The sequence below is a fragment of the Arcobacter sp. genome (assembly GCF_050300555.1).
GTDB lineage: Bacteria > Campylobacterota > Campylobacteria > Campylobacterales > Arcobacteraceae > Arcobacter.
In genome coordinates, this window is the sequence record NZ_JBNKXY010000004.1 from 155062 (window position 1) to 178755 (window position 23694).

Genomic DNA, 23694 nt, shown 5'->3' on the forward strand with positions numbered 1-23694 from the left:
TTATATTAATAAATGATAGATGGATAGCTTTTAGTTAAATCTTTTAATTCATAAGATTTTCCATTAGAGATATAGAAAACTTTATATAAAATTTTGTTTGGAGAGTCTTTTATAAAAGTTTCCCTTGTACATTTGTAAATTATATTATTCATTTGGATTAATTTTGTATCAGTTACTGATATAGGGTTTTTATTATTATCATAGTTTCTTTCGAATTTTTTACCTATTATAGTAACATTTTCGTAGTTACAGAATCGAAAATCTATTCTATTCATTTGACTAGTATTTATTTTATCATCAATTTGTTTTTCAGTATATCTGTTAGAATAATCAGTAGAAAATAAATAAGTTATTATTAATAAAAGTAATGTTGCTATTGTAATCCAAGCATAGCTTGAAAAATTATATAGTTTTTTGTAATTTAAAGGTTTATATTTAAATAACTCTTTATTAATTCCATAGAGGATAGTTAAATTTCTAAAGATAATTATGCATATAGTTAAAATAAAAAAAGACATATAAAGTGATAAGAGAATTTCTAATTCATTATACTTGTAGTTTAGTGAAAAAATAGAAAAAAGTACATAGTGTAATCCAACAATATCTGAAGTAGAATAATATGATACAAGTGCAATTAAAACAGCAAAATTAATTGAGATGTCTTTTCTAATATTACTGGCTTCACGTTGTATAGTTTCAATCTTAAATAAGAGAGACTTTTCATTTTTACTAAAATCATTCATTATATTTCTTTAGTTGTGAGTAGGATTAATGAATAATTATAATATAATAACTTTAAGATTATTTTAATACAAAATTTAAACATAAAACTATAGAATATAATTTTTACAATGGAATAAATATGAAAAAATATATAGCTTTAAAAAATAATTTTGATAAAATAACTTCTAATAACTCTGAAAGTTGGAGTTTAGCACTATTTTGGATAGTTATATTTGAAATACTTGCTACGCTTATTGAATACTCTTTTGTACATCAAACACCAAGTATTATGCTACATATTCCTGATGGTGTTTATTCAGAAATAATTATTGGACTGATAGTTACGGTGTATATTTGGTTATGTGTTTATAATCTTGTATTTTGGAATAAGAGTTTTATTTTGTTTCTTATTTTATTTGGTTTTATTGGTCTTTATTTGATTACTACCCATGATTTTGTTTTTGATTTATTTATAAACAACATAAATATTTTTAGGCTGATTCAAAGTGATACGGGAATAAACCTAATTATTCAACTATTTTTCAAAATCATAATTTTTTATTTGATATATCAACTTATCAAGTCCCTTCGAACTTCAAAAAATTAAAAATCATACTTTTAGTTTTTAGAACTATAAAAGAGCTTTTTTAACATATTTTAGCTATTATAACTGCTTTTAGAAATACTTTAAAAGGATGAACATGGATTGGGGTAAAGTAACCTATATATTCTTTTCACTAATGTCTTTAACTACAACAGCAGGGTTTTTATATGAGCCAAACTCTTTGGCACTGTTTTTAGCAGCTGGGGTTAATGTAATATCTACAATTTTAAAATTAGGTGTTAGAAACTTATTGTCTGCGGAATTACTTGCAAGTTCTTTAGTTGCTGACTTACACTTGATACCTGCATTTATGGTTCTTACTTTTATGGGTGATGAAAGATTGGCTATAGCTCTTGCTATTGGGGCAATTGTTGCAAATATTTTTTCTATAGCCTTAGCATTAATCGAAAGTGCAAAAAGTCAAGAAAAGGATGAGTTTTAATGGAGTACAATCCACAAGAGATAGAGAAAAAGTGGCAAAACTATTGGTTAGAAAACAATAGTTTTGAACCAAGTGATGATACAAAAAAAGATAAAAAATATATTTTAAGTATGTTTCCATACCCAAGTGGTAGGATACATATGGGACATGTTAGAAACTACTGTTTAGGTGATGCTTTTGCTAGATTTTTTAGAAAATCAAACTTCAATGTATTGCATCCAATTGGTTGGGATAGTTTTGGTATGCCTGCTGAAAATGCAGCTATTAAGCACAAATTACACCCTAAAAAATGGACTTATGAAAACATAGACTATATGAGAAAAGAGCTTAATGGTTTAGGTTTAAGTTTTTCTCAAAATAGAGAGTTTGCAACTAGTGATGAACTATACACTAGATGGGAACAAGAGTTTATTATTAAGATGTATGAAGAGGGTCTTTTATACAAAAAATCAACTACTGTAAACTGGTGTGAACCTTGTCATACAGTTTTAGCAAATGAGCAAGTAGAAGAGGGATGTTGTTGGAGATGTGATACTCCTGTTGAGCAAAAAGAGATGCCTGGCTATTATGTTGCAATTACAAAATTTGCACAAGAATTACTTGATGATTTAAAAACACTTGAAGGTTCATGGCCATCACAAGTACTTACTATGCAAGAGAATTGGATAGGAAGAAGTGAAGGTTTAGAATTTACATTTGAACTTACAAAAGACTCAAGATATAAATTAAATAAAAACTTTGCTTCGTTTGATGTTTTTACAACAAGACCTGATACTATCTATGGAGTTTCATATACTGCTCTTTCACCAGAACACCCGATTGTTAAATATCTAGTAGAAAATGAACTACTTGATGAAAACAAAATAAATAAAATAAAAGCTATGCAAAAAGTTAGCGAAAGAGATAGAGCAACTATGCCTAAAGAGGGTGTTTCTTTAGAATTAGATGTTCTTCATCCATTAACAGGAAAAACAATACCTGTGTGGGTTGCAAACTTTGTATTAGTATCATATGGAAGTGGAGCAGTTATGGCAGTACCTGCACATGACCAAAGAGATTTTGAATTTGCACGTGAGTATGATTTACCAATCAATCAAGTAATTGTTGGAAAAGATGGGCTTATTTCAAATCTGAAAGAGGCTTATACTGATGCAGGAACTTTGATTAATTCTGAAGGTTTTACAAACTTAGATAATGAAAAAGCAAAAAAAGCTATTATTTATCACTTTGAACAAAATTCTTTTGGAACAAAAAAAGTTAATTATAAACTAAGAGATTGGGGTGTTTCAAGACAAAGATATTGGGGAGCTCCAATTCCATTTATACATTGTGATGATTGTGGTTTGGTTCCTGAAAAAATCGAAAATCTTCCAGTTGCATTACCAGAAGATGTGGAGATAACAGGTGAAGGAAATCCTTTAGATAAACATCCTACATGGAAGCATTGTACATGTCCAAAATGTGGTAAAGATGCCATTAGAGAAACAGATACTCTTGATACATTTGTTCAATCATCTTGGTACTTTTTAAGATATGCTACAAATAATAAAAAATGGAATACTGAAGGAATATCTAAAGAAGATAGTGATTATTGGATGGATGTTGACCAATATATTGGTGGAATTGAGCATGCGATATTACATCTATTATATGCAAGATTTTTCACTAAAGCTTTAAATAAACTTGGATATACTAACTCAAAAGAGCCATTTAAAAGACTTCTTACTCAAGGTATGGTTTTAAAAGATGGTGCAAAAATGTCAAAATCAAAAGGGAATGTTGTAGATCCTGATATGATTGTTGAAAAATATGGTGCTGATACGGCAAGGTTATTTATGCTTTTTGCTGCTCCTCCAACAAAAGAGCTTGATTGGAATGATAGTGCAGTTGATGGAGCATATAGATTTATAAAAAGATTTTCATCTAAAGCTGAAATGGCTCAAGGGGTGACAATCGAAGAGATAAACTCTATTGACCATAACTCTTTATCAAAAGATGAAAAAGAAGCTAGAAAAAAAGTTTATGAAGCTTTACAAAAATCAAATGAAGTTTTCTCTAAAACTTATGCTTTCAATACATTAATTGCTGCTTCAATGGAAGCTATGAATGCTTTAAATGTTCAAGATAATAAAACTATTTGGGCAGAGGGTTATTATGTATTAACAAATATTTTAGAACCTATTATTCCTCATCTTTGTTGGGAATTATCAAATCAATTATTTGAGTTGAAAAACTTTAATAATGAAACAAAAGTAAAAGAAGAGGTTTTTGTATCAGATACAATAACTTTAGCTATTACAATAAACGGTAAAAAAAGAGCTGAAATAGAAGTTGCTCCAAATGCTTCAAAAGATGAAGTATTGGCAATAGCAAAACAGACAACAGAAAAATGGATAGAGGGAAAAGAGATAATAAAAGAAATAGTTGTTCCAAATAAATTGGTGAACTTAGTAATTAAGGGATAATTATGAAACTAAAATCAATTGTATTGGCATTTTTAATTGGCTTTATTTTTACAGCTTGCGGATATAAACCAGGTTCGTATTATGCAAAAAAAGAGATAAATGGAAATGTTTTTGTTGACTTAAGAGTTAATATAGAAGATCCAAAAAACTCTGTATTAATAAAAGATGCAATGAATGAACTTTTAGTTCATAAATTAGATGCTAAATTAGTTAATAAAAAAGAACTTGCTGATACAATTGCAATAGTAACTTTGAACTCTACAAGTTTTACAACACTACAATATGATGCTGATGGTTATTCAAAATTGTATAAAGCAACATCAAGTGTAAATGTACATTATACTAACGAAAAGCAAAAAATATATAGAAATTTTAATGTTTCAGGAACATATGATTTTTCAATAGATAATGGTGGAACTATTTCAGATGCAAAAAGATTTGAAGCTATAAAAATTGCATCAACAAAAGCTTTAGATGAAGTAATATCTAAAATAGCAGTATTATCATTTGAAAAGCCAAAAAAAACATTAAACAAAAACTAAAACGTGAAGATTGATTTTAAGAAAATTCCTTTAAAAGAGTTTCTAGATTATAAAACTATGTACTATGATAAAATAGACTTTAGCATAGTTAGGAACTCTTTTGAAATTTTAAAACAAAAAATAAAACTACCCTATATAATTCATATTGTTGGAACTAATGGAAAAGGGACTACAGGAAGATTTTTATCAACATATTTGTTTAATATTGGCAAAAATGTTCTTCATTATAGCTCTCCACATATAAAAGATTTTAATGAAAGAATATGGATAAATAATTTTGATGTAAGTGATACAGAACTAGAAAAAGCACACAAGTTTTTGCAAGATATTTTAGAAATATCACTTTTAGAAAAACTTACTTACTTTGAGTACACTACACTTTTAGCTTTTTATTTAAGTTCAAATAGAGATTATCTTATTTTAGAAGCAGGACTTGGTGGAGAGTTTGATGCAACAAATGTTGCAACAAATGATTTATCACTAATTACTACAATAGATTTAGACCATCAAAGTTTTCTTGGCAATTCCATAAAAGATATCTCTTTAACAAAAATGCGTTCATGTGATAAGGTCATGATTATTGGTGCACAAATCCATGATGAAGTCTATTTGCATGGAGAAACAATAAAAGAGGAAAGAGGTATAGAATTATTTACTTTAAATGATTTTAATATTGATGTAAGTGATTTAAATACATATTTTCCTAAATATTTATTAAAAAATATCTCTTTAGTAATTGCAGCTTTAAAGTATTTAAATATTGAGTTACATATAAAAATGTTTGAAAATATGAAATTAAGTGGAAGATGTGAAAAATATAAAAGTAATATTACTTTAGATGTTGGTCATAATCCTTTAGCTGCAAGAAGTATTTTAGAAGAGTTTAGCAATAAAAAAATCAATCTTATTTATAATAGTTATGGGGATAAAGATTATGAAAAAGTACTTAAGATACTAAAACCTATAATAAAAAAGTTGTATATTTTGCCATTAGATGATAAAAGAGTGGTAAAACAGACTACTTTAATGAATGTTTGTGAAAATTTGAATATAATATCGGAATTGTTTAAAAATGAGATCTTAGAAAATGAAGAGTATTTGGTTTTTGGTTCATTTTTGGTCGTAGAAAAATTTTTGAAAATTGAGAAAAGAGTAGATGAAGATATTAAATAATAGATTAGTTATTACAGTTTCGGATGTAAATAGCACTAAATCATACAATATTCATCAGCTTTTTAGAAAGATTATTTTTATTGTAATTATTGCAACTGTATTGATTATAGCTGGTTCTTTTTGGTTTATTTCATTTTTATCAAGTGAAATTAGTGAATTTAAAGCCAAAAAAGAAAAAGAGATTGCAATATTAACAGAAAAAGAGAAGAAGCTACAAGCACAAAATCTTTTTTACTCTATGCAAATTAAGGGTAAAGTTCAAGATATAGAAGAATTAAGTAGCAAACTAGATAGTATTGAAGAAATTGTAGGATTAAAAAGAGATTCAAATGAACAAATAGCTATTACAAAGGCTACTTTGACTAAAATAACACCAGCTCAAAAAATGTATATGTTATCTACTATTCCAAATGGTACACCATTGCAAGAGATTAGCGTATCTGCAAATTTTGGATATAGGATTCATCCTGTGACAAATGAAAAAAAATTTCATAGGGGAATTGATTTACGTGCCCATATAAAAACGCCAGTTTATGCAACTGCTGATGGTGTAGTTAGGTATGTCCAATCACGTGATACAGGAGATTTTGGTAGAGTAGTAATTATTGCACATAACTTTGGATTTGAAACGGTTTATGCACATCTAAAAGCTACAAATGTTAAACTTGGTGATGTAATTAAAAAGAATCAAGTTATTGGAATGACTGGAAATTCTGGGAGAAGTACAGGTCCACACTTACATTATGAGGTAAGATATGCAAGTATGGTTTTAGATCCAAAGGATTTTATTGATTGGGATTTGAAGAAATATGATTCAATATTTAGTAAACAAAGGAGAGTAAGGTGGGAATATTTGGTAAATCTGATAAAAGAGCAACAGAAGCTGGGGCAACTGTAATAGCAAAAGGAACTTGTATTATTGGTGGAATTTCTACACAAGGTACTGTTCATATTGATGGTAAATTTGAAGGTGTTATTTTAGAAGCCGATGCAATTTCTATTGGAAAAACTGGAGAAGTAATCGGTGATATTAAAGCAAATCACGTGGTTATAAGTGGTTTTTTTGATGGTAAAATTGATTGTAATATTATGCAAGTATTATCTGCTGGAAAAGTTATTGGTGATTTTACTTACAATGATTTAATAATCGAAGAAGATGCTAAATTTGAAGGAAGAGTTAGTAGAAAAAATTCTGAACTAAAAAGTAGATATAACGAAATAGAGAACAGAATTGGTGGTTTTGTATCAAGTAAACAAGAAGATAGCCCATATGCAAACCCAAATACAGAAAAGATTAAATAAGCTTTACCAAGACAAACTAAATATTGAAAAAGAGATAGCTCTATTAGAAAAAGAGTTAAATAAAAAAGAGTTAAATAAAGATGAAAAAATCGATTTATTTAAATCTTTATTTGTGTCTCGTCCTGATGTGTACTTAAAAAAATGGGTTAGTAAAGACTCCACAAAAGAGTCTTATTTCCCTGTTACTAAAACTTTCCAAGGTGAGGATTACTTACCCCTTTTAAATCAAGATATTGAACAGCACTTACGGGGAAAAGTACAACTTGCAACTTACACTATATCCATAAGTAATAGATGTAAATATGCAGTTTTAAAAATCTCTAAAAATGATATATCAAAATTACAAAGTGCTTTGAAACAGTTAACGCTAAATGGGAACTATCAATTTGATTCTTATAATGATATTTTAGTTTGGTTCTTTTTTGAAGAGAATATTCAAGCAAGTGAAGCAAAAGAGTTCTTACAAAATATTATTAAAAGTGCAAATATTAGTGCTAAAATTTATCCAAATTCGGAGTTTGTAAATAGCTCAAATTTTGGTTCTTATATTGAATTGCCATTGCATTTAAAACTTAGAGAGAGTAATAAAACTGTTTTTTTTGATTGTAATACCTTTATGCCATATGATGACCAATGGAATTATTTGGCAAATGTAGAAAAAATATCTAAAAGCAAAGTTTTAACTATCTCAAAATCAAATGAAGAAAATAGTTTACAAAGCTGGGAAAATAAAGCTCAAGATAGGGTTGAATATCCTAAATTTATTCTAGAAATAACTATTTTTGATTATGTATATATAAAAACAAAAAATTTATCAAAATCATTTTTAAATGAGTTAAAAAACTTAGCCGTTTTTGATAATCCACAAATTAAAATTTTAATTTCTTTACGAAAACCTCTTTACAATACTCCTAAACAAATAAAAAATTATGAAGAAGATGAGAGTTATTTAAAACTTCCAAGGGGTCTACTTGGGGCAGTTTTAAAAATATTAAAACAAAATGATGTAAATTACTCTTTAGAAGATAAAAGAGTAGAAAATAAAGAGAATTTTCCTAAAATAAAATTTGAGCTAAGGGAGGAACAAAACTTAGCCATATCAAAAGTATTGAAAAAAGATTTTTCTATTTGTGTTGCTCCTCCTGGATTTGGAAAAACTTTAATTGGTGCAAAAATGATAGAGCAAAGAGCAGTAAATACTTTAATTATAGTAAACAAAAATATGCTTTTAGATCAGTGGATTCAAAGGTTTGTGGATTATTTTGGCATGAATAAAAAAGAGATAGGATTTTTGGGAAAAAGCAAAAATAAACTTAATAATAAACTTGATATTGCAACTATGCAAAGTTTGAAAAATCAACCAGAACTTATAAAAAACTACTCTTTTGTGATTGTTGATGAGTGTCACCATATACCAGCTGTTACTTTTGAGCAAATTATAAAACAATATTGTGGTAAATATGTTTTAGGACTTAGTGCAACACCAAATAGAAAAGATGGCTTAGAACCAATACTTTTTCAGCAACTAGGACAAATATCCTATGAATATAAAAAGAAAAGAACAATGACACATAGGGTAAAAGTAGTAAATACTGATTTTAAAAGTGAAGCAGATAATTATGCACAACTGATAAATGAAATAACTGTAGATAAACAAAGAAATGAGTTGATTATAAAAGAGATTTTAGAGCATAAAAACAGAAAAATCTTAATTTTAACTGATAGAATTGAACACATCAATATTTTAGAAGAGCTATTAATAAAAAACAACCTAGAATATGTTAGTATTCATGGAAGTCTAGGTAAAAAAGAGCAACAAGAGAATTTGGATTTAATAGAAAATAGCAACTTAATACTTGCAACAACTTCGTACTTTGGTGAGGGGATAGATTTCCCACATTTAAATACAATTATTTTTGTTACTCCTATTTCATATTATGGAAGACTGGTTCAATATTTAGGAAGAGTTGGTCGAGATGGGCAAGAGTGCTTAGCCATAGATTTACTTGATTCAAAAAATGCAATGTTAAACTCTACTTTTAAAAAAAGGCTTGAAGGTTATAAACAGATGCACTATAGAATTTTTTAGGATAAAAATGTTAGGAATTATTGTATCAACAATCTTTATCGCAATTATTGTTAATTTGATTTTAAAAAAATTTCACTTGCCAACTATCATTGGATATATATTTACAGGTACTATTATTGCTTATTTATTTGGTTTACATGAAACAGTGGTAAACAATCACGACCTAAAAGAAATAGCAGAGTTCGGGGTTGTATTTTTGATGTTTACAATTGGTTTAGAGTTCTCTGTTGATGCCCTTATTAGAATGAAAAGGGAAGTTTTTTTAACTGGAAGTTTACAAGTTGTAATTACTACACTAATAGTAGTTTTTATCTCTTTTTATATATTAAATTTTGATTTTCAAACTTCTATGATAATTGGAACTGCTTTATCATTATCTTCTACAGCAATAGTACTAAAAACATATAATGAAAATAGAGATATTAAAAAAAGACATGGACAAAGGGTTTTAGGGATTTTGATTATGCAAGATATTGCTGTAATCCCAATCCTTTTAATGATATCAATTTTTACAACAAACTCTGAAGATAGTGTTGCATATATAATTTTTCAAACAACTGTTGCAGCAGCTGTTTTAATAGGAATACTATATTTAGCAGGTAAATATTTACTTGAACCATTTTTTACCCATGTTAGCGAAACAAATTCAGAAGAGTTATTTGTGGGTTCAGTATTGCTTATTGCAATAGGTGCTTCATACATGGCTCACTATTTTGGCTTTTCTTATTCATTGGGAGCTTTTGTAGCTGGTATGATGATATCTGAAACTAAATTTAAACATCAAGTAGAATCAGATCTTATTCCATTTAGGAATTTGTTACTTGGAGTTTTCTTTATTACCGTTGGTATGCAAATAAATTTTTCTATGATTTATGAGCATCTATTTACGATTTTATTATTACTTCCTATTTTAATGATTTTAAAATATTTGATAATCTATGCAATTGTTAGAATTGATGATACAAAAAGAGTTGCTTTTAAAACAGCTTTTTCTTTAGTACAAATTGGTGAGTTCTCACTGGCTATTTTAGAGTTAGCTAGAAGTGCAAATTTACTGGACTCTACTCACACTCAAATATTAATAGTAACAATAGTTTTATCTATGGTTTTAACTCCAATAGCACTTAAAAACCTATCAAAAATCACAACTTCATTATTGCCTGATGATGTGATGGAAGTTCCTACAACAATGGCAGTTGACAAGGATTTAAAAGGTCATGTGGTTGTTCTTGGATATGGGCATTTGGGGCAAGAGATTGTACGAGAATTAAAAGATATGAGAAATGATTATATAATTATTGAAAATAAGGTTTTATTTTACCAAATGGGAAAAAATGATAATGAGCCAATTATTTTTGGAAATGCAGCTCAAAAACATATTTTAGAGTCTGTAAATATAAAAAAAGCTTGTGCAGTTATTGTAGCAATAGATAATCCAAATCAGCTAAGAATTGTGTGTGAAACAGTCCATGATTTGACAAAAAATACTAAAACAATAGTAAAAGTTACAAAAACAGAAGATATAAAACTTTTAGAGGGATTACATTTAGAACATATTGTTGTAGATGACCAAATAGTAGCAAAAGCTTTAGTTGAAGAAACGAGAGTTTGTAGTATTGATTTTTCTAAGAAATAAGATACAAAAGTATCTTATTTCATATATCTAGCTTTTTGTTTATCTTTTATTTTTTCTATTTCCACAACAATCAAACCATCAACACAATTTGAAAAATTAGGGTCTATGTTAAATCCTTGAAAATTAACTCCACCATCTTCACATAGCTCTGAATATTGTTTATATAGAGTTGGAACAGCAACACCCATATTTGATAATGCTGTTTTTAATCTTTTAAAATCCTCTTTTTTATCGCTACATGAAAACATCTCTTTTAATGATTTAACATCAACAGAGTATTGATACGGTAGTTTTGATTCAAGTAAATTTTTATCACTTGAATAATATAAAGAGTAATAAAATACAAGCATATCTTTTGCAATTTTTGGTAGTGAAGCTGAAATAGAAACTGGACCATACATATATTTGATTTGTGGATTTGCTTTTAAGTATGCACCTATTCCATACCAAAGATAATCTAAAGCTCTACTTCCCCAATATTTTGGCTGAACAAAACTACGTCCTAACTCAATCGAATCATTTAAATAAGGTATGAAATCATTTTTATATTCAAATAAAGTATGAGAATAAAATCCAGAAACTCCTAAATTATTATTTATAAATTCACCATTTCCAATTCTATATGAACCTACTATTTCTAAAGCATCTTTATCCCATAATATAATGTGTTCATAATAAATATCATATTTGTCAGTATCTCTTTTTTTGTTGATTCCTTCACCAACACTTCTAAATGATAACTCCCTTAATCTTCCAAGTTCTTTTAAGACAATTGAGTCTTCACTATAGTTATACAAGTATATTATTTTACCATCAGAAGTTTCACCAATAACTTTTGAATTTTTTAATTCATTGATTATCTCTTGTCTGCTTTCTGGATGGGCTATTGCTTTTTGGGTTATAAAAAAAGATTTTTTTCCTTTTTTTAGAGCATAAAGATGTTTTTTATATAAAGTGATTAGATATTTTTTATCAATTCCTTTTGGCATAATATGTTCATTTGGAATAATTTCACCAATTTTGATACTAATTCTTTTTGATTTCTTTTTAAACATCTCATTTGATAAAAGTAGAGTTGAAAAAGTTTTATTTAGTATTGAGATAGTATAAAATAGTTTTGAGTTTTTACCATCAACAAGTATAGGAAGTATCGGGGCATTGCAATGTTGTGCAAAACTTAAGAAGCCTTTATTCCAAGAAGGGTCTTTTATACCTTTAGCTGTTGCACGACTTACTTCTCCAGCTGGAAATATTATAATAGCTTGGTCAGCATTTAGTGCATCATAGATAGCCTTGATATCTTTTTTACTTTGTCTTCTTTTGTAATTGTCAATTGGTACAAATAAAGAACTAAGAGCTTCAATTCCTGCTAAAAAGTCATTTGCAACTATTTTTACATCTTTTCTTACTTTTCCCACAAGTTTTAATAAACATAAAGCATCTAAACCACCTAGTGGGTGATTTGCTATAATTACTACTTTTCCAGAAGTTGGTATATTTTGTATATCATTACTTGAAACAGTATAATCAAAATCAAAATTATCTAAAACAGCATCAACAAACTCAAAACCTTTTTTATGGGCATTTGTTTGTAAAAATTCATTTATAGACTCTTCATGTACTACTTTTTTTGCAATTTTGATTAAAGATTTATTTATAAAAGATGATTCAATATCTATCTTTGGAAATTTTTTCTTTATCTCTTTTTTTACATCTACCATTTGTATCCTTTTGTTATTTGAAATTTTATATTTAAATGATTACATGATGGTTACTCTTTTTTTGATTTTTTCCTTTGTTTGTTTATGGTAAACTCCACAAAAAAAAGTCAAGGGAGAAGTTTTTGAACAAATCATTAGCAACAAATTTATTATCATTGGTAGTGGTTATTTTAGGTTTTGTTTTAAAACAAGATGTACTTTTTATGGTAGGGCTTTTTGCTCTAAGTGGTGCAGTTACAAATTGGCTTGCAGTACATATGCTTTTTGAAAAAGTTCCTTTTTTATATGGAAGTGGTGTAGTTGAAAATAGATTTAGTGAGTTTAAAAATGGGATTCATTCTTTAATTATGGAGCAGTTTTTTACAAAAGAAAACTTACAAAAGTTTTTTGAAGAAGAAATCACTTCAAAAAAATCACATTTTGATTTATCACCAATTTTAGAAAAGACAGATTTTACGCCAGCTTTTGATTCTCTAAAACAAGCAGTACTTGAATCACCATTTGGTGGAATGCTAGGAATGTTTGGTGGAGAAGCTGCACTTGAACCTTTGAAAGAACCATTTGTAGATAAATTAAAAGGTGCAATTGTTGGTATCTCAAAAAACGAATCTTTTCAATCTTCACTTCACCAAAGTTTAGGTTCATCAAATGTAAGTGATGATATTTATGAAAAAGTAAGTCTTATTGTAAATAAAAGACTTGAAGAGTTAACTCCAAAGATGGTAAAAGAGATTGTTCAAAAGATGATAAAAGAACACCTTGGTTGGCTTGTTGTTTGGGGTGGAGTTTTTGGTGGACTTATTGGATTCGCATCTACTTTAATAATGTAGGTTGATAATAAATAACTTTTCTATTCTAAAAAAGGTTATTGTTATCATTTAGAATATTCTAAACGATAACAATAAAACTAATTTTTTGAGTATGATATAAGTCCATCAAGCCATTCTTGATGACCATTTAACATTGGATTTGGTCTTGTTTTTGCTAATTCAATTGCTGGTTTACCATTTTGAGTTTCTTGAGTTAAAACTCTTACTCTATTTCCTGGTAACTCTTCTATTAACCAAGCATGAATCACATCTAGTCTTTCATCTTGATTTTCAACCTCATTCCAACCATGCCAAGCAACTCTTCCTGCTTCCCCATCAAAAGGTGGAACAAATTCTGTTATCTCTGCTTCTATTGGAAAACCAAATGTTTTAAACTTAAATCGAGAGTTTTCTTCTAAATAAGGTCCTTTTTCATTGTAAAACTCTACATCTGCCATATTAGAGTAGTATTTATCCCAAACAGAAGTATTTACTAAATTTTCCCAAACAGCTTCTAAAGACAAATCTTTTATTATCATCTCATTTGATACATAATTATCACTATATCCTGGTACATAACCTTTTGGCCAAACTATTGAATTCATATTTTATCCTTTTAAATTTATTTATTATCTTCTCTTACAGTTTTGATAACTGCTGCTAAATCTTCTTTTCCATAACCACTCTCTTTTGCTTTTTTATATGTTTCATTTGCGATTTTGCTTAAAGGGAGATCTAAATGATGTTTATCTATCATATCGTTTAACAATCCTAAATCTTTTGACATAAGTTCAAGTGCAAAAGCTGAAGGGTAAATCTCTTTTGTAAAAGATTCTATTTTTGATTGAAATAGAGGTGTATTCATTCCTGATAAAGATATCATATTTAGTACTTTCTCTTTTTCTAATCCAAGCTTTAGAGCAAAAGTTAAAGACTCAGCCATAGATTGGGTAAATACACCTAAAAGCATATTGATTGACAGTTTTGCAATACTTCCATTTGAACTTTCTCCAAAATCAATAGTAGCTTTACCTAATATTTCAAAATATTTTTTACAAACATCTTTTGCTTTTTCTTCGCCACCAGTTAAAACAACTAATTGCTTTGTAATTGCTGCCCCTATAGAACCTGATACTGGTGCATCTATATATGAACAATCTTTTTCTTTTACTAACGAGAAAAATTCTTTTGAATCTTCTGGAGAGATTGTACTCATATCTACTATTATTTTCCCTTTTATTAGTGAATCTAAAACACAATCTTTTGATGTCAATACATCTCTTATTGCATCTGTATTTGTTAACATTAAAAAGATAATATCTGAATTTTCAACTAATTCTTTTATACTATTAAAAGCTGTAGCACCCTTACTTACTAGTTCTAGTGTTTTTTGAGTAGTTCTATTATAAACATTTATACTTTTTAACTCATTTAAAAGATTTGTAGCCATAGGTTTTCCCATAGCTCCTAAACCTATCCATCCTATTTTCATTTGCTTTCCTTTTAATTTTTATGAAATCATAGTTTATATATTTGTTTTAGTCAAGTATATACTAAAAAGTATGATACATACTAAAAAGTAAGATATATTGAAAAGTAATGTATAAAAAGAATTAAAAAAATCAAATTTTTGATTTGCTAAACCAACTATATAGAATATTTTTTGCTATAATACAATAAAAATATTGTACATATAAAAAGGAATGTATTTGGCAAAGAAAAAGTCATACAACTGTGGTTTTGAATTGACATTAGAACTTGTAGGTGGAAAATGGAAAGGTTTAATACTTTGGCATCTTCATGAAAAAGGTATTTTAAGATATGGTGAATTAGATAGAGCAATACCTGAAATAACCCAAAAAATGTTAACTCAACAATTAAGAGAAATGGAAAAAAGTAAATTAGTTCAGAGAAAGGTTTATAATCAAATTCCGCCAAAAGTTGAATACTCATTGACAGAACAAGGTAAAAAATTAGGTGAAATATTTATTTTGATGAAAGAATGGGGTGTTGAATATGGAGAAAACAATGGAATTGAAGTGCTTTGCAAGCTTTGATTAGTAATTATTTAAACCCCAAAGTAAACCTTATTTTAAATACAATATTATTTTCATAAATTTATTTAATTGATTTTTGTAGTACTTTAGGAGAAAAATTGGAAAATATTGAATTATTAGTTATATTAGAAGTTAGTGGATTGAAATTTTAAAACACAATAAATGAAAATATCGAATATTTTAAAAGAGTGGAATAATACAAAAAAATATAAATTTATTAAATTAATTAATATTTAAGCTATATTGAACTAAATAATATGTTTTTTGTATATTATTATGTTTAATATAGCTTAATTTAAGTTTAAATGATATATAGTTCTTTTATGAATATATTTGATATTAGAAAAAAATTAAGTCTAAACACTTTTTCAGTTGAGATGATAAAAAGTATTTTACAAGAAGAATACTCCCATCCTGTACAAAAAATTAATGCAATGATTAAAAAGGGTGAATTAATTCAGTTAAAAAAAGGTATTTATACTTTTTCAGAAGATTATAGAAATCATTCTTTAAATTTAATTTCAACTGCAAATATGCTATATAAACCCTCTTATGTATCATTTGAATATGCTTTGTCTTTTTATAGCTTAATACCTGAAAGAGTATATACAATTACATCAGCTAGTACATCCCGTAGTAAAGAATTTGAAACACCATTAGGAAGATTTTCATATACAAAGATTCCTTTAATAGCATACTCTTTGGGTATAGATTGGAAGTTTGATGAAAATGATGGTGGATATATGATTGCGACGGCTGAGAAAGCATTGTGTGATAAAATATATACAGATAAAAGAGTTTCAAATATTAAAAAAGATGAAATAGAAAGTTATTTGGAAGAGGATTTAAGAATTGATATTGATGATTTAAAAAGTTTAGATAGTAAACTTATATGGAAAATTTCTATGGCATATTCATCAAAAACTTTACAATCTCTAGCCTCAATAATCAAAAGGAGTTAAGTTGGCAACAGCACATCCACATATAGAAGCAATGTTAAAGAAATATGATTTAACAAAAGATGATCCATTTGAAGCATTAAGAGAAATTTTACAAGAGATTGTATTAGCTGCTTTAAGTGATGCAGGTTTTTTTAAACATGCAGTATTTTATGGAGGAACAGCATTAAGAATACTTTATAATTTACCACGATTTTCGGAAGATTTAGATTTTTCATTAATAAAACCTGACCCATCATTTGACCTTTCAAAGTATGAAAAAGCTGTAATAGACAAGCTCCAAACATATGGATTTGAAGCCCAAATACAAACAAAAATAAAAGATACAAGTGCTGTACAATCTGCTTTTTTAAAAGGAAATACTCTTAAACATTTAATAGCTATTAATGCTCCTGATGATATTATAAAAACATTTCATTCAGGAAAAACATTAAAGATTAAATTTGAAGTAGATACAAATCCTCCAATAAATTTTAATGATGAAGAAAAACTTCATTTACTACCAAGTCCATTTATGATTAGAACAATGACACCATCATCTTTATTTGCTGGTAAAATTCATGCTATTTTGTGCAGGGGTTGGAAGACTAGACCCAAAGGTAGAGATTGGTATGATTTAGTTTGGTATGTTCAAAGTGCTTATGAATTAGACTTATTCCATCTTGCAACAAGATTAACTGGCGGATGTAAAGCATTAGAAAGCATAGATGAAAACTTGCCTAACTCTATAGAAGGGTATTCAGAAGAGAATATTAAAAACTTATTACAAAAAAGAATAGAAACCCTTGATATTGAATTAGCAAAAGATGATGTAAAAAGATTTATTTCTGATGAAAATGAATTAAATATTTGGAGTAAAGAATTTTTTAGTGCTATTGCAAATATGATTAAGTTTACAAAATAATTAGATAAAAAATATAGTTAGCCTTGAAAATTAATCTTTACTATGTATAAATTAGAAAGTTTTAATATGCTAAAATTGCGAGGCAAATTATTATAATGGAAAAGAATTGGACGGCATAGAATTATTAGTTATATTAGAAGTTAGTGGATTGAAGGACAAAGAAGTTTTTGAAAAGCATGTTGTAAAAGAGGGGTTTATAAAAGTTCCAGATGAAGAGTTTGTTTATACAGGAACTTCCACCACTACAACTTTTGCTACAAAGGCTTATATTTTAGAAATATTTAAAAAAGGTTTACAAAAGACAGAATTTGACTCATGTAATATGGTTTTTTTACTTAATGAGACTCCTTATCCTGCTTACACTTATGACAAGATGACAAATGATTTTGAAGAGGTTAAATAATTTTGAACTCTTTATTTGAATTTTTTAAAGAAAAAAATGATTGTAAACTTTTAATAGTAAGTGATGATAAAGAAGCACAAGAAGCTTATGATGTTTTAGCTTTCAATAAAAAGAAACCTTTTCTTTTAGCTGATTTTAGAGCTAACTTTGGAGATGATTTACTCTCTTTTTCTGAGGAGTTACAAAATATTACTAAAACATTAAATGAGTTTTACTCTTACAAAAAAGAGGATAAAGTTTTAGTTGTACCTTTACGAACAGCTTCTTATAAAATGCCCGTTGAAAAGTGTTTTGACTCTTTTAAAATAGAGTTTGCTTCAACTATTGATTTGGAAAAATTAAAAGAGAAACTTTACAATTGGGGATACTATTTTGTAGATATTGTTACAAGTGAGGGAGAAGTATCTTTAAGGGGAGATATACTTGATATTTGTCCTTTGGGAGCAAACAAAGGATTTAGAGTAAGTTTGTTTGATGATGAGGTTGAAAGTATCAGAGAGTTTGATATAGAAGACCAAAAATCATCAAAAGAAGAGATAGAGTTTTTTAATATTACACCTGCTTTTTTGGCTTTAGATGAAAATGAAATCGATAGAATCAATGAAGAGTTAGAGAGTGTAGAAAGTGATGCTTTTATAAAAGATATACACTCTTTGGGATTTTGGTATTTGGATGATTTGGGTGAGTATTTACCTTCAAAGTTTAATTCGTATATCACTTATACTGCCCTTGATGAACTAGAAGAAGCCTATATCTTTGAAGCAAAAAGAATAGATAAAGAAAAATTTTTAACTCTACCAAAAATACCAAAAGCAAAAAAATATCAAATAATTGAACCTGCAAATATAAAAGAGTTTTTAACTTTTCATGATGGAAAAAAACATACAATAATCTCTTCTACTGAAGCAAAAGTAAAAGGGTATGATTTAGATTTAACAGACAAATCTATAAATTATATTTTTGATTCTTTTATAATAAATTTAGTGAGTAATGATGAGGTTATTATCTCACTTAACAAAGAGATAAAGAAAAAAAGAAAAAAGAAAATCAAACTTGTACTTGATGAATTACTTGTAAATGATTATGTAGTACATGAACAGCATGGTATTGGACAATACAAAGGTATTGAGCCAGTTGTTGTAATGGGAGCAAAAAGAGACTTTGTAATAGTTGCTTATGCAAATGAAGATAAGCTATTAATTCCTGTTGAAAATATAGATTTAATAGATAGATATGTAGCAGATGGAAGTTCTTATGCTGTGGTTGATACTTTAGGTAAAGGAAGTTTTGCCAAACTAAAAGACAAAGTAAAAGATAGACTTTTTGCCATAGCAAATGATATTATAAAACTAGCAGCTGCCAGAGAACTTGTAAATGGTATAAAAATAGATTGTAATAAAAAAATATTAAATGATTTCCAACTAAGTGCTGGATTTGATTATACAAAAGACCAAAAGAGAAGTATAAAAGAGCTTTTTGATGATTTAAGTAGTGGAAAAGTAATGGATAGATTGCTTTCAGGTGATGTTGGATTTGGAAAAACAGAAGTTGCCATGAATGCACTTTTGGCTGTTATCTTAGATGGACATCAAGCTCTTTTTGTATGTCCTACAACTTTACTTGCTTCTCAACATTTTCATGGGATTAAAAAAAGATTCGATGAGTATGGGATTAGAATGGCTCAACTTGATGGAAAAACAACAGCAAAAGAGAAAACTTATGTTAAAAAAGCACTAGAAAATGGAGATATTGATTTAGTAGTTGGAACACACTCTTTACTTGATATTAAAACAAAAGATTTAGCTTTGGTTGTGATTGATGAGGAACATAAGTTTGGAGTAAAACAAAAAGAGAAACTAAAATCACTTCGAGAAGATGTACATATTTTCTCTATGAGTGCTACACCAATTCCTAGAACTTTAAATCTAGCCTTATCAAAACTAAAAGGTATGAGTTCACTTTTAACTCCTCCAACAGAGAGATTAGGAGTACGTTCATATGTAAAAGAGTTTGATGAAAAACTTATTAAAGAGATAGTTCTAAGAGAAAAAAGAAGAGGTGGACAGCTTTTTTATGTACATAATAACATCGCTTCAATGGAAGCAAAAAAAGCAGATATAGAAGAGTTAATACCAAATATAAAAATTGAGATGATTCACTCAAAAATCACCCAAGTAAAAGCTGAAAAATTAATCGAAGATTTCAATGATGGGAAATTTGATATTTTACTTGCAACTTCAATCGTAGAATCAGGACTTCACTTACCAAATGCAAACTCAATGATAATAGATGGAGCAGATAGATTTGGAATAGCAGATTTACATCAATTAAGAGGAAGAGTAGGGAGAGGACATAAAGAAGGTTTTTGTTATTTTATAGTTGAAGATAAGAAAAAAATTACAAGCGATGCCATAAAAAGATTACTTGCGTTGGAGTCAAACTCATATTTAGGAAGTGGAACAGCCTTAGCACATCAAGATTTAGAAATAAGAGGTGGTGGAAATATCATAGGTGAAGCTCAAAGTGGACATATCAAACAAATAGGTTATGGTTTATATCTTAAGATGCTTGAAGATACCTTAGCAACACTTAGCGGAGAATCAAAAGAAGAGAGTCAAATAGTAGATATAAAACTTGCTATTTCTGCTTTTATTTCAAGTGATTATATTGTAGAAGATAGAGTAAGGTTAGAGCTTTATAGACGACTTGGAAAGGCAAAATCAAAAGAGGCTATTTATGAAATAGAAGAAGAGATGGAAGATAGATTTGGAAAGCCTGATACTCCTACAAAACAGTTCTTAGAACTAATTATGATAAAAATATTAGCTTTACAAAAAGAGATAAAAACAGTATCAAGTTATGAGATGAATGTAACTTTTACAAAAAATGATGATACAAAAGAGACAATAAAATCACCAAGTAAAGATGATGATGATATTATTGCTACTACTTTAAAATATTTAAGAAAATAGTAGATTTAATTAAATCTACTATTTCAAATAAGCTAATTACTTACAAATACTTTATTTCTTCCACTTGCTTTTGCATTGTATAATGCTTCATCAGCCAATTTATAAATTGTTTGGACATTTTTTATATCTTGCCCTTTTTTTACAACTAATCCTAAAGATGCAGTTATATGAGGAACTACGGTACTTGTGGTATGTTCTATTTTTAGTTCAAAAATTTCATTTTTAATCAAATTAGCATATTCCAAAGATTCGTTTTCATTTTTATATGAGAAAAGAATTCCAAACTCTTCACCACCTAATCTAAATGCAAAATCACTAGCTCTACTTGTATGTTTTTTTAATATTGTAGCAACTTTTTGTAAAGCTAAATCTCCAGCATGGTGTCCATAGGTGTCATTATAGAGTTTAAAGTGGTCAATATCAAGCATTATAAAACCAAGATAATAATTATTTCTTTTTGCTCTATTAATCTCTTCTTCAATCTTAGTATTAAAATATCTTCTGTTATATGTTTGTGTTAATTCATCAGTAATAGATAGATATTCAACTCTTTTTTTATCAGTTATATCTTGTCTAATAGCTGTATATCCTACTAATTTACCTTTTTGATAGTTTGGATGAATAGCAATATGTACCCAATAAACTTCACCATTTTTCTTTAGATTTTTTAATTCACCCTCCCATTTTATACCATTTAACAAATCATCCCACATAGATTTATAAACTTCTTTTGGTGTATCTGGATGGCGTACAATATTGTGTGATTTTCCAATTAATTCATTTTTTGAATATCCTGACAATTTACAAAAAGAGTCATTTACATCTAAAATTATTCCTTTTGTATTTGTGGTTGATATATTTACATTTTTGTTAATTATATCCATTAGGTCATTTACTTTTTTTTCTGCTTTGTTTCTAAGTCTTAGAGTTTTATTTAAATTTTTTGCTATGGTTCTAAACTCTTTAAAAGTAAATTTATCAATATTTATCTCTTCTTGATTCAATGAAGAGGTTTTAAATAGTTGTACAAGATTTAAAATATTTGATTCAATATAAGAAGTTATTTTTTTAGATATAAAAAATATTATAAATAAAATAATAATAAATATGATTAAAATAGTAATTGTTTGAGAAATAATTTCATTTGTAAGTTGTTTCTCTTTTTTTAATAACTCAATATCAATCTCATCAATATATGCACCAGCTCCAATAATCCAATTCCAATTATCATATCTTTTTACAAAGGCTAATTTTGGATATTCTTCTATTGTATTTAGTTTTTTAAATTTATAAAAGAAAAATCCACCTTCGGGATTACTTATTGCCTTTAATTCTTTTTCAAAAATTTCATTGTTTGGGTAGGTTTTTGGTGGAGATAATTTTTCACCATCAAAAACTAAAGCTTTTTTATCTACTGAATTAATAAAAATATAACCATCTTTACCAAATCTTAGTGTTGAAATATATTCCAAAACATCATCTTGTGCTTCAGTTGTAATTTCATCAATATAGGCTCCCATTCCTATATGCCAATCATATGGTTCAAAAAGTTTTATAAATGATAGTTTTGGATACTCTTTGTTTTCATTTGGTTTTTTAAAATAGTTATTAACAAAACCTTCTTTTTGGATTAACGCAATATCACTTTGTTTTCTAATTAAATAATTGCCTTTAATGTCTTTTAAATTCCATACGTCATTATATGTATTTAAAAAAGATTTTTTATCAAAAAGTATTCCTCTACCTTTATTACTATTTATAAAAAAGTAGTCATCATTTTCATAACTAATATTTTGTAGAGCAGTTACAATTAGATATTTAATTTCATTTTCTGATTTTATATTTTTATTAGCATTATAAATTTTGTATGCAATACTATAAGCATCTTTAACTCTTCTTCTTAATTTATCTTTTACTTTACTTTCTAGGATATTTCCATTGTATAAGATATAGTTAAATGCTTTATTTACTTCAGTTTTTAGTTCAAGTTTTTTTTGCGCAATAAATTCTTTTTTAATAGCTTGTTTTTCTTCTTGAAATTTTTTATATTCAAAAAAAGTATTTATTATAAATGCTAAAAAAGTAGATATTAGTGCTGTTAGAAAAATAGCTTTTAATATTAAACTTGACAATTTCATAATGTATCGTTTCTCATTATTTTATTTTATTATATTCAAAATAAGATGAAAAAAAAGATTTAAAAAATAATAAGTATATGTTAGAGGGGATAAAAGATGTTATCTTTTATCCCAATTTAATAAAATAATTAAATAGTTCTCCACATAGCAGGCCCCGTAGTATGAATAGAAGTACCCTCGGTGTCAACAGCAACAGTAACAGGCATGTCTTTTACCTCAAACTCATAAATAGCTTCCATACCAAGTTCCTCAAAAGCTAAAACTTTTGCTGATTTGATTGATTGTGAAATTAAGTATGCAGCTCCACCAGTAGCAATTAAGTATATTGATTTATACTCTTTGATTAAATCAATAGTTGGTTGCTTTCTCTCTGCCTTACCAATCATTCCCATGATTCCTATTTCCATCATATCTTTTGTAAACTTATCCATTCTTGTTGAAGTTGTTGGTCCCGCAGGTCCTACTGCTTCATCACGTACTGGATCAACTGGTCCAACGTAATAAATAAATCTATCTTTTAATTCAACTCCATTTGGAAGTGGTTTACCAGCATTTTTATATTCAACTATTTTTTTATGAGCTGCATCCCTTGCTGTTAAAATTTTTCCTGATAATAATAAAGTATCCCCTGATTTAAATTGAGATAAATTCTCTTTTGTTAAATCTTCTATATTTACTTTTTTAATAGTATCCATTGGTAATTCAATATCTGGCCAAATATCTAAATCTGGTTTATTAAATACAGCTGGTCCATC

At 27.6% G+C, this 23694-nt stretch carries 21 protein-coding genes; 15 read left to right on the forward strand and 6 right to left on the reverse strand.

Annotation, left to right across the window (positions count from 1 at the left end; genetic code table 11):
- Window positions 1–5 precede the first annotated feature (5 nt).
- Window positions 6–743, reverse strand: coding sequence for a hypothetical protein (locus ACQY5W_RS04575; protein WP_428023768.1), 738 nt, complete (start codon window positions 741–743; stop codon window positions 6–8).
- Window positions 744–862: 119 nt separating this feature from the next.
- Between ACQY5W_RS04575 and ACQY5W_RS04580 the strand changes: the two genes are divergently transcribed.
- From ACQY5W_RS04580 to ACQY5W_RS04620, 9 genes are all read left to right on the forward strand, one after another.
- Window positions 863–1330, forward strand: coding sequence for a hypothetical protein (locus ACQY5W_RS04580; RefSeq protein ID WP_428023769.1), 468 nt, complete (start codon window positions 863–865; stop codon window positions 1328–1330).
- A 94-nt stretch (window positions 1331–1424) separates the two neighbouring features.
- Window positions 1425–1769 (forward strand): DUF6394 family protein, encoded by a 345-nt coding sequence (locus ACQY5W_RS04585; protein WP_013134466.1) that lies wholly within the window; start codon window positions 1425–1427, stop codon window positions 1767–1769.
- Window positions 1769–4234 (forward strand): leucine--tRNA ligase, encoded by a 2466-nt coding sequence (leuS, locus tag ACQY5W_RS04590; protein WP_428023770.1) that lies wholly within the window; start codon window positions 1769–1771, stop codon window positions 4232–4234. The genes ACQY5W_RS04585 and leuS overlap by 1 nt, the downstream gene beginning before the upstream one ends.
- A gap of 2 nt (window positions 4235–4236) precedes the next feature.
- On the forward strand, window positions 4237–4776 hold the full coding sequence (lptE, locus tag ACQY5W_RS04595; protein ID WP_428023771.1) for an LPS assembly lipoprotein LptE: 540 nt from the start codon (window positions 4237–4239) through the stop codon (window positions 4774–4776).
- 3 nt (window positions 4777–4779) lie between these two features.
- Complete coding sequence (locus tag ACQY5W_RS04600; RefSeq protein ID WP_428023772.1) at window positions 4780–5949, forward strand: bifunctional folylpolyglutamate synthase/dihydrofolate synthase; 1170 nt, start codon at window positions 4780–4782, stop codon at window positions 5947–5949.
- Window positions 5933–6847 (forward strand): peptidoglycan DD-metalloendopeptidase family protein, encoded by a 915-nt coding sequence (locus tag ACQY5W_RS04605; protein ID WP_428023773.1) that lies wholly within the window; start codon window positions 5933–5935, stop codon window positions 6845–6847. The genes ACQY5W_RS04600 and ACQY5W_RS04605 overlap by 17 nt, the downstream gene beginning before the upstream one ends.
- Complete coding sequence (locus tag ACQY5W_RS04610) at window positions 6793–7251, forward strand: bactofilin family protein (RefSeq protein WP_428023774.1); 459 nt, start codon at window positions 6793–6795, stop codon at window positions 7249–7251. The genes ACQY5W_RS04605 and ACQY5W_RS04610 overlap by 55 nt, the downstream gene beginning before the upstream one ends.
- A complete protein-coding gene (locus tag ACQY5W_RS04615; RefSeq protein WP_428023775.1) occupies window positions 7220–9340 on the forward strand; it encodes a TOTE conflict system archaeo-eukaryotic primase domain-containing protein in 2121 nt (706 codons plus the stop codon). Before ACQY5W_RS04610 ends, ACQY5W_RS04615 begins: the two co-directional genes overlap by 32 nt.
- Window positions 9341–9347: 7 nt before the next feature.
- Window positions 9348–10976: a cation:proton antiporter gene (locus tag ACQY5W_RS04620; protein WP_428023776.1), complete on the forward strand. Its 1629-nt coding sequence runs from the start codon at window positions 9348–9350 to the stop codon at window positions 10974–10976.
- A 14-nt stretch (window positions 10977–10990) separates the two neighbouring features.
- Here the strand turns inward: ACQY5W_RS04620 and ACQY5W_RS04625 are convergent, their stop codons facing one another.
- A complete protein-coding gene (locus ACQY5W_RS04625; RefSeq protein ID WP_428023777.1) occupies window positions 10991–12697 on the reverse strand; it encodes a GNAT family N-acyltransferase in 1707 nt (568 codons plus the stop codon).
- Window positions 12698–12819: 122 nt separating this feature from the next.
- On the opposite strand from ACQY5W_RS04625, the gene ACQY5W_RS04630 reads away from it, so the two are divergent.
- A complete protein-coding gene (locus ACQY5W_RS04630; RefSeq protein WP_428023778.1) occupies window positions 12820–13527 on the forward strand; it encodes a DUF445 domain-containing protein in 708 nt (235 codons plus the stop codon).
- Window positions 13528–13604: 77 nt separating this feature from the next.
- Here the strand turns inward: ACQY5W_RS04630 and ACQY5W_RS04635 are convergent, their stop codons facing one another.
- Together ACQY5W_RS04635 and ACQY5W_RS04640 are read right to left on the reverse strand one after the other, a co-directional pair.
- The gene (locus tag ACQY5W_RS04635) at window positions 13605–14111 is read right to left on the reverse strand and encodes an SRPBCC domain-containing protein (protein WP_428023779.1); all 507 of its coding nucleotides are present in this window, start codon (window positions 14109–14111) and stop codon (window positions 13605–13607) included.
- A 17-nt stretch (window positions 14112–14128) separates the two neighbouring features.
- Complete coding sequence (locus ACQY5W_RS04640) at window positions 14129–14998, reverse strand: NAD(P)-dependent oxidoreductase (protein WP_428023780.1); 870 nt, start codon at window positions 14996–14998, stop codon at window positions 14129–14131.
- Between the two features lie 217 nt (window positions 14999–15215).
- Here ACQY5W_RS04640 and ACQY5W_RS04645 point away from each other — a divergent pair, with 217 nt between their 5' ends.
- The 5 genes from ACQY5W_RS04645 (at window position 15216) to ACQY5W_RS04665 (ending at window position 20801) form a co-directional block, all read left to right on the forward strand.
- The gene (locus ACQY5W_RS04645; RefSeq protein WP_428023781.1) at window positions 15216–15563 is read left to right on the forward strand and encodes a winged helix-turn-helix transcriptional regulator; all 348 of its coding nucleotides are present in this window, start codon (window positions 15216–15218) and stop codon (window positions 15561–15563) included.
- Between the two features lie 323 nt (window positions 15564–15886).
- On the forward strand, window positions 15887–16525 hold the full coding sequence (locus tag ACQY5W_RS04650) for a type IV toxin-antitoxin system AbiEi family antitoxin domain-containing protein (protein WP_428023782.1): 639 nt from the start codon (window positions 15887–15889) through the stop codon (window positions 16523–16525).
- Window position 16526: 1 nt separating this feature from the next.
- Window positions 16527–17426: a nucleotidyl transferase AbiEii/AbiGii toxin family protein gene (locus ACQY5W_RS04655; protein WP_428023783.1), complete on the forward strand. Its 900-nt coding sequence runs from the start codon at window positions 16527–16529 to the stop codon at window positions 17424–17426.
- A gap of 106 nt (window positions 17427–17532) precedes the next feature.
- Entirely contained in the window at window positions 17533–17829 is a 297-nt protein-coding gene (locus tag ACQY5W_RS04660) for a hypothetical protein (protein ID WP_428023784.1), read from the forward strand.
- Between the two features lie 2 nt (window positions 17830–17831).
- Complete coding sequence (locus ACQY5W_RS04665; protein WP_428023785.1) at window positions 17832–20801, forward strand: DEAD/DEAH box helicase; 2970 nt, start codon at window positions 17832–17834, stop codon at window positions 20799–20801.
- 32 nt (window positions 20802–20833) lie between these two features.
- On the opposite strand, the gene ACQY5W_RS04670 is transcribed toward ACQY5W_RS04665, so the two are convergent.
- Together ACQY5W_RS04670 and ACQY5W_RS04675 are read right to left on the reverse strand one after the other, a co-directional pair.
- Window positions 20834–22939: a cache domain-containing protein gene (locus ACQY5W_RS04670; protein WP_428023786.1), complete on the reverse strand. Its 2106-nt coding sequence runs from the start codon at window positions 22937–22939 to the stop codon at window positions 20834–20836.
- A 128-nt stretch (window positions 22940–23067) separates the two neighbouring features.
- On the reverse strand, window positions 23068–23694 hold a 627-nt coding region (locus ACQY5W_RS04675), incomplete at its 5' end, for a fumarate hydratase C-terminal domain-containing protein (RefSeq protein WP_428023787.1).